We start from the raw sequence: 7,663 nt of genomic DNA on the forward strand, positions 1-7,663 counted from the left end.
CGAGCGTCGGGAAAAGCTGCGTGAATTGCTGGCGAACCGCAAAGGCGGGGGCGCGGGTGGCGGCGACGCCAATCCGGAACGCCGCGAAAAGCTGCGCGAGCTGCTGGCCAACCGCAAAGGCGGCGGTGCTGCGGCCGGGGCCGGGGCGGGTGGCGACGCCAATCCGGAACGCCGCGAAAAGCTGCGTGAATTGCTGGCGAACCGCAAAGGCGCGGGTGCTGGTGCCGGGGCCGCAACCGGCGCTGCGCAACCGGAACGCCGCGAAAAGCTGCGTGACCTGCTGGCCAGCCGCAAAGGCGGGGCCGGCGCCGGGGGCGCAACGGGCACGGCCAAACCTGAGCGCCGTGAAAAGCTGCGCGAGGCCCTGGCGGCCCGCAAGGCCGGCGGCGAGCTTCCGGCTGGCGACGAAGATTTGCGCGGACGTCTGGCCCAGACCATCAACCGGCTTCAGTCGGTTCTGGACGAGATGGACGTTGATACCGGCGATGTGGTCGAAGGCACCGCAGAACCGGTCGAAGATGGTGACGTTTCGGGCGACGACACCTGAACATATCAGTGAGCCGGGGACGGACGAGGGTGATCGTCCCCGCAGGAATTAGGTGAAGATGTTGCAGCACGTGTTCCAAGTTATCGTCCTGACGCCTTTGGGTGCCGGGGATCCCGCCCTTGCCATTGCCGCCTCGCGCGCAGGGCACATCGGCATATTGGACGCCGAGATGCCCTTGGGGGCACAGCGGCTGGACGCCGCGCTGGAACAGCTCAGCCTTGGTGCCAAGGCGGGGTTTGGCCTGAAACTGGGCCTGCCTGACGCCGATGATCTGACCCGGATCGCCGCCTATGCCGACCGCGGCCTCAACCGCGTGGTGCTGGACGGCGCGCAGGTGCTGAAATCGCCCGGTATCATTGCCAAGATTGCCAAGCTGGGCCCCGAGGTCTGGCTTGAGGTTCTGGATTGGGATCCGGCGCTGGCCAAGCTGAAAGGCGTTACCGCGCTGATCGCCAAGGGCCACGAAAGCGGTGGCCGGATCGGCGAGCAGACCTCGTTCATCCTGTTGCAGAAACTGGTGGCGGGTCAGTCGCTGCCGGTGTTCGTGCGCGGCGGTCTGGGCCTGCATTCCTCGGCTGCGGCCCGTGCGGGCGGCGCTGCCGGTATCGTTCTGGACGATCAATTGCTGATGGTGCGCGAATCCGGTCTGGCCGAATTCGCCCGCACCCATCTGTCGCGCTTTACCGGTATCGAAACCGGCATGATCGAGATCGACGAAACCCGGCGCTGGCGGCTGTTTGAACAGCCCGGCCTGCGCAAGATTCAGGCGCTGCGCTCGAAATTCGCCGGTGGCAAGGTGGCCGCCGCCGATGCCGCGGCCGAGGTCGAGGCCGCAATCGGCTGGGATATCGCCGCCGGTCAACTGGCCCCGATCGGTCAGGCCGCGGCCTTTGCCAAACAGCTTGCCGATCAGTTCGGCTCGGTCGGGCGGGTTGCCCGCGCCTATCTGGCCCAAAGCGCCAAACAGGTCGCCTTGGCGGCCGAGCTTGACGTTCTCGCCCCCGGCACCGGCGTCGCCGCCGGGCATGGCACCGAATATCCGATCGTTCAGGGTCCGATGACCCGGGTTAGCGACACCGCAGCCTTCGCGCAATCCGTGGCCGAAGGCGGGGCGCTGCCGATGGTGGCGCTGGCGCTGATGCGCCCGGACAAGGTCGAAACCCTGCTGTCGGACACCCAGGATCGCCTGAAGGGCAAGCATTGGGGTGTCGGGTTGTTGGGCTTTGCACCCTCGTCGCTGATCAAGGCACAGGTCGAAGTGGCCCTGCGCTATGGTCCCAGTTTCGCCCTGATCGCCGGCGGTCGCCCCGATCAGGCCCGCGAGATGGAGGCCGAAGGCATTCCCAGCTATCTGCATGTGCCGTCGCCGCGCCTGCTGACCATGTTCCTTGAGCAAGGCGCCAACCGCTTTGTGTTCGAAGGCCGGGAATGCGGTGGCCACGTTGGCCCGCTGTCCAGCTTTGTTCTGTGGGATCACATGGTCTCGACGCTGCTTGAGCATGTGACCGACCGCAAACAGGCCGAAGGCATGCATGTGCTGTTCGCTGGTGGCATCCACGATGCGCGCTCGGCCGCGATGGTGGCGGCGATTGCCGCACCGCTGGTCGAACGCGGCATCAAGATCGGCGTTCTGGTCGGCACCGCCTATCTGTTCACCGCCGAGGCCGTCGCTGGCGAAGGCATTGTCGAGGCCTTCCAGAAGGTCGCGCTGGACTGCGAAAAGACCGTGACGCTGGAAACCGGCCCCGGCCATGCCAGCCGCGCCGCGATGAGCCCCTTCGCCACCGAATTCCTTGACCGGCGCCGTGAACTTGAGGCCCGCAACGAAAGCGCCGACGACATCCGCGATGCGCTGGAAGATCTGACGCTGGGCCGGTTGCGCGTGGCGTCCAAGGCGACCGAACGCAAGGGTGACGACCTGTTGAAAGTGCCGCTGGCCCGGCAGAAAAAGACCGGCATGTATATGATCGGTCAGGTCGCAACGCTGCGCGACAGCGTGACCACGATCAAGGATCTGCATCACGACATCTCGGTCGCGCCGCGGGCGGTTCTGGCCGCCGCTGCGCAGGCTGCTGACGACGCCAAGGCCCCCGCCACCGCCAAGGCGCGTCCGGCGGATATCGCGATCATCGGCGTGGCCGCGATGCTGCCCAATGCCGGGACCACGCAGGATTACTGGGAAAACATTCTGGATCAGGTCAGCGCCATCCGCGAAATCCCGCGCGAGCGTTGGGACTATCGGTTGTATTTCGACGAGGACCGCGACGCCGAAGACAAGATTTATGCCAAATGGGGCGGGTTCCTGAACGACATGATGTTCGACCCGTTCAAATTCGGCATTCCGCCCAAAGCGATCACCGCGATTGACCCGCTGCAACTGATGGCGCTTGAGGTCGGTCGCCGCTGTCTGGCGGATGCCGGGTATGAGGGCACTGATCTGAACCGCGAAAAGGCTTCGATCATTCTGGGGGCCAGCGGCGGTGCGGGCGATGTCGGCGCGCAATATGCCGTGCGCTCGGAACTGACGCGCTTTACCGGCGGGGTCGATCCGCTGGCGGCGGAATTGCTGCCGCATTGGACCGAAGACAGCTTTGCCGGGATCCTGCTGAACGTGGCCTCGGGCCGCGCCGCCAACCGGTTTGATTTCGGTGGCGTGAACTATACCGTCGATGCCGCCTGTGCCTCCAGCCTTGCCGCCGTTTATCAGGCGGTGCTTGAGCTTGAGACCGGCCGCAGCGATCTGGTGGTCGCGGGCGGCGTCGATACCGTGCAGGGGCCGTTCGGCTATCTGTGCTTCTCGAAAACGCAGGCGCTGTCGCCGCGCGGCAAATCGCACGCGTTGCAGGAAGACGCTGATGGCATCGTGATTTCCGAAGGCATCGCCATGGTCGCGCTGAAACGGCTGGCCGATGCCGAACGCGACGGCGACCGCATTCATGCGGTGATCAAGGGTGTTGGCGGCTCGTCCGATGGCCGCGCCAAGTCGATGACCGCGCCGCATCCCGACGGTCAGATCCGCGCCCTGAACCGCGCCTATGAGATGGCGGGCTATTCCCCCGCCACCGTCGGCCTGTTCGAGGCCCACGGCACCGGCACCGTCGCGGGTGATACCGCCGAGCTTGAGACCGTGACCCGCCTGCTGACCGCAGCCGGGGCCGCTGATCATTCCAGCGCAATTGGCTCGGTCAAGACGATGATCGGCCACACCAAGGCCAGCGCAGGGATCTCGGGGATGATCAAGGCGACGATGGCGGTCAAGACCGGCATCCTGCCACCGCATGGCCGCGAAGCCGCGCCGAACAAGCGGCTTCAGGATGACGACACCCGGCTTTACGTGGTTGACCAGCCGATGCCGTGGATCCGCGATGGCGACACGCCGCGCCGCGCCGGGATCAGTGCCTTTGGCTTTGGCGGCACCAACTTCCACCTGACGCTGGAAGAATATGATGGCGCCCGCGCCATGCCGGCCCTGCGCGAGGCTCCGCGTCAGCGCTGGTCGCATGAATTGCTGATCTGGCGCGCGCCGGACAAGGCGGCGCTGGCCGCCCGGATGCGCGATCTGGCCTCGAAACTGGCGGCGGCGCCCGATGTGGTGCTGCGCGATCTGGCCTTTACGCTGGCCGAACAGGCCCCGGCAACCGGGGCAACCGCGACGCTGGTCGTGTCGGGTAAGGACGATCTGTCGGCCCGGATCGGAGCGCTGGCCGCGCATCTTGAGGATGACGCCAAACCGCTGCCGCCGGGGGCCGCGTTCAGCGCTGCGCCGCTGTTGGCCGAGGATGGCAAGCTGGCGCTGATCTTCCCGGGGCAGGGCACGCAATACCCGCATATGCTGCGCGAAATTCTGGCCCTGTTCCCCGAGGCGCAGGACGTTCTGGCCCGCGCTGACGTGGTTCTGGCCGATCAGATGGCCGCGAAAGACGCGCCTGCCGGCAAGCTCAGCCGCGTGGTGATGCCGGTTGCCACCTATGACGACGCCCGCCTGAAACAGGCCGCGACCCGCCTGACCCGCACCGATTTCGCCCAGCCGGGCCTTGGCGCGATCGAGGCTGGTCTGCTGGCGCTGCTGAACCAGTTCGGGCTGCGGGGCGATATGGCCGCTGGGCATTCCTATGGGGAATTCGTGGCGCTTCATGCCGCCGGGGTTCTGTCGCTGGACGATCTGCTGCGGGTCTCCGAGGCGCGCGGCCGCTTTATGGTCGAGGCCGCTGAAGGTGGCGATCTGGGCACCATGGCGGCGGTGATGACCGAACGCGAACAGGTGCAGGCGCTGATCGCGGGCATTCCCGATCTTTGCGTCGCCAACCATAACGCGCCCAAGCAAAGCATCCTGTCCGGCAGCCGCGCCGCGATTGAAACCGCCATCGCCCGGTGCGAGGCCGAGGGCGTCACCGCCCGGCCGATTGCCGTCGGCGCGGCGTTCCATTCGTCGATCGTGGCCCCGGCCCGTGACGCGCTGGCCGATTATATCGGCAAGCTGGACCTCGAACCGCAACAGTTCCCGGTCTATGCCAACGCCACCGGCGCCGCCTATTCCGACGATATGTCCGAATTGCGGGCGACGCTGGCCGGGCAACTGGCGCGGCCGGTCGAATTCGTGACCGAGATCGGCGCAATGCATGACGCCGGGGCGCGGGTGTTTCTGAATGTCGGGCCGAAATCGGTTCACAGCACCATGGTGCGGCAGATCCTAGGCGACCGCCCGCACCGCGCCATCAGCATGGATGACGAATCCGGTGGCCTGTCGGGTCTGCTGGGCGCGCTGGGCGCGTTGCTGGCCGAAGGTGCCGGGCTAAGCCTGTCGCGCCTGTGGGCCGGACGCGATTGCCAGCGGTTGAACCTCAGCTCGGTCGATGCGCTGACCCCGCCAGCGCCTGCCGCGCATCTGTGGATGCTGAACGGGGGCGGCGCGCATAAGGTCGGCGAACCGCCGCGCCGGGTGATGACCGTCGAAGACTTTGCCGCGATTGATGCGGAAAAACACAAGGCCGTGCCGGCGCAACCGGCAGCGGCGCCCCAGAACACCGCTGCGGCCCGCCCCGCCGTGGCAGACCAGAACAACAGAAAGGGAAAGGTTATGGATCAGACCTATCCGTATGACGATGACAGCATGCCCTCGGCTGCTGAGCCTTATGCGACCAGCGACCGCCACGCGGTTCTGGCCGATTTCCAGGCCACGATGGCCCGGTTCCTTGAAATGCAGGAAAGCGTGATGCTGGCCTATATGGGCAACGCGCCCGCAGCGGCCCGTCCGGTGCGCCGCAGCGTGTCGGCCATCCCGGCACCGCGCCGGGTGGCACAGGCCCCGGTGGCCAAGCCCGCGCCTGCACCGGCCCCCGCGCCGGTCGCAGCCGCAGCCGCGCCCGCCCCGGTGGCGCCTGCTCCGGCTCCGGCCGCTGCTCCGGCCCCGGCGCCCGCGCCAGCGGCAGCAGCCCCGGCTCCTGCCGCGCTGAACGAGGACGGGGTTAAGGATATCCTGCTGGGTCTGGTCGAAGACCGCACCGGCTATCCCCGTGACATGCTGGGTCTGGATCAGGCGATCGAAGCCGACCTTGGCATCGACTCGATCAAACGGGTCGAGATCGTCGGCGCCCTGCTTAAGGCGCTGCCCGGCGGCGCCCGCGAGGCGGCGGCTGACATGGGCGAGGCCCTGAACGAACAAAAGACCCTTGGCGGCATGATCGCGCGCCTGTGGGAACGGTTGGAAACGGCGCCGGGGGGCGCCGCTCCGCGCCCTTTTGACCAACGGGTGGCGGCCCCTGTTTCGGCTCCGGTAACGGATGCCGGTGCGGTCGCCACCCCGCGATACCTGATGTCCGGCGCCTATGAGCCGCTGCCGCAAGGCGCGCGCGGCACATTGCCTGCCGGGCGGTATCTGATCACCGATGATGGGGCTGGTCTGGCACCGGCGCTGGCGGACAAGATCACTGCTGCGGGCGGCACGGCGCAGGTGGTGCAAGCCGCCGCGCTGCGCGATCAGGCGGCGCTGGATGCGACGCAGGGGGCTGATCTGGCCGGGGTGATCCACCTTGCGCCGGTCGGTGCCGTGGCGCTGGGCGAGGATGCGACGCTTGCGGCGTGGCAGGCCCAGATCGAGGATAACGAGAAACTGGCCTACCGGCTGGCACGGACCCATGCGGCGCAACTGGCCGAGGGGCGGATTCTGGTCGCCTCGGGGCTGGGCGGCGATTTCGGCCGCAGCGCCAGCGCGCCCGGCCTGAAGGCCACCGGCGGCGGCGTCGGTCTGGCCAAATCCATCCGCGAGGAATGGGCCAATTGCATCGCCAAGGCGGTCGATCTGGACCCAAGCCTGCCCGCGCCCGAGAATGCCGAGCACATCCTTGCCGAACTGACCTGCCCGGAAGGCCGGGTCGAGGTCGGCTATCCCGGCGGCAAACGGATGATCTTTCACACCGTTCTGGCGCCGGTCGGTGACGCCGATCTGGCGACGCCCGATGCCGATTGGGTGGTTCTGGCCACCGGCGGCGCGCGCGGCATCACCGCCGAGGTTCTGCGACCGCTGGCAGCGGCTGGCGCGACTTTGGTGCTGTGGGGGCGGTCGGCCTTGCCGCTGGACGAACCTGCCGAACTGGCGGCTTTGACCACTCAGGCGGAGTTGCAGAAACATTTCATTCAGGCCGCCAAGGCCTCGGGCGCGCCGGTGACGCCTGCGGCGATCGCGCGCTTGGTCTCGGCGGTTCAGCGTGACCGCGAGATGCGGGCCAATATCGCCACCTTTACCGCACTGGGCGGCAAACCGGTTTATCAAAGCGTCGACGTATCGGACCCGGCGGCAGTGCAGGCCGGTCTTGATGCGCTTTACAGCGACTTCGGCCGGATTGACGGGGTGATCCACGGCGCTGGCGTGATCGAGGACAAGCTGCTGGTCGACAAGACCCCCGATAGCTGGAGCCGCGTGGTCGAAACCAAACTGGTCAGCGCCTTTGCGCTGGCACAGGGGCTGCGGGCCGACAGCCTGAAATTCCTGACCTTCTTTGCTTCGGTGGCCGGGCGCTATGGCAACTCGGGCCAGTCCGATTATGCCGCCGCGAACGAGATGCTGAACCGTCTGGCGCTGCAATTGCGGGCGCGGTGGGGCGATGCGGTCAAGGTGGC

At 67.2% G+C, this 7,663-nt stretch carries 1 protein-coding gene and 1 pseudogene; both read left to right on the forward strand.

Translation table 11 applies throughout. The features are described 5' to 3' along the window. Positions 1-547, forward strand: a pseudogene (locus tag ABYW26_RS07715) (hypothetical protein); the annotation flags it as partial. 70 nt (positions 548-617) lie between these two features. Further along, positions 618-7,663, forward strand: a 7,046-nt coding sequence (locus ABYW26_RS07720; protein WP_372604196.1) for an SDR family NAD(P)-dependent oxidoreductase, incomplete at its 3' end; no start/stop codon positions are given.

The organism is Actibacterium sp., assembly GCF_041584535.1.
Classification (GTDB): Bacteria; Pseudomonadota; Alphaproteobacteria; order Rhodobacterales; family Rhodobacteraceae; genus Actibacterium_D.